This window comes from Rhizobacter sp. P3_B12 (assembly GCF_056402895.1).
This window is the reverse complement of sequence record NZ_JBFUGN010001507.1, coordinates 1-965: the sequence shown is the minus strand read 5'-3', so window position 1 is coordinate 965 and position 965 is coordinate 1. Positions and strand designations below refer to the sequence as shown.

Here is a 965-nt window from a genome sequence, read left to right as displayed (position 1 = left end):
GCCCACCAGCGTGGCCGGCTGGGCCGTCGCGCCACGCGGCCGTGCGGCGCTGGCGGTGCTCGACCAGGGCCAGGTGATGCTGGCGCAGGGCACGCGGCGGCTGGCCGACGTCACGCAGCGCGAAGGCGGCGTGGCGGAGTTGCAGGGCCTGTGGCAGCGCATGCGCCTGCGCGATCCGCGCCTGGCCGCGGTGACCGAACTCGGGGTGCTGGACCTGGCGCCGACCCCGGAGTCGCCGGCCCAGGCCGTGCCCGGCTTGACCGCGATCGAGCTGCCGCTGCAGGCGCGTGCCATGTCGCGCGCGCTGCAACTGGCCGGGCTGGCTGCGACGCAGCGGCTGGCCATCGATGCCGTGCCGCCCGAGGCGCCGGCCACGCCGCTGCGCTGGGCGGCCGCGGCCGCCGTGCTGCTGGTGGCCGGCGGGCTGTCGCTGCAGGCCTGGCAGGCGGTGCAGCGCGTGAACGGGCTGCAGCAGCAACTGGAGGCGGTGCAGCTGCGCAGCGCGCCGGCCGCGCCCGCCGCGCTGAGTCGCGACGAGCAGGCGCGGGTGCCGGCGGTGAACGCCGCGATCCGCGAGATGAACCTGCCGGTGTCGGCGCTGCTGCAGGCGCTGCAGCCGCCGCGCGACATCCGCGTCGCGGTGCTCGGCGTCGACGTGCTCGGCGCCAGCCCGGGGGCCACCACCGGCATCAAGATCACCGGCGAGGCCCGCACCGGCGCCGAGATGGYGCGCTACGTCGCCTTCGTGTCGTCGCGCAAGCCCTTCACCGGCGCCTACCTGACGCGCCACGAGATCGACGACACGACGCCCGAACGGCCTTACCGCTTCACGGTGGAGGCCGCATGGAACGACTGAGCCTCGTGGCCGCGATGCTGGCCTGGGAACTGCGCCGCGCCGGGCGTGCCTTCATGCGGCACGGGGGCCGCTTCGGCATCGTGCTGGTGCTGGCCGCGCTGCTCGGCTT

At 76.1% G+C, this 965-nt stretch carries 1 protein-coding gene; it reads left to right on the top strand.

The genetic code is table 11. The annotated features are described in order from the left end of the window. The coding region (locus tag AC1D01_RS36490) for a hypothetical protein (protein WP_477874663.1) at positions 1 to 856 on the top strand (856 nt) is incomplete at its 5' end. Positions 857 to 965: the final 109 nt, after the last annotated feature.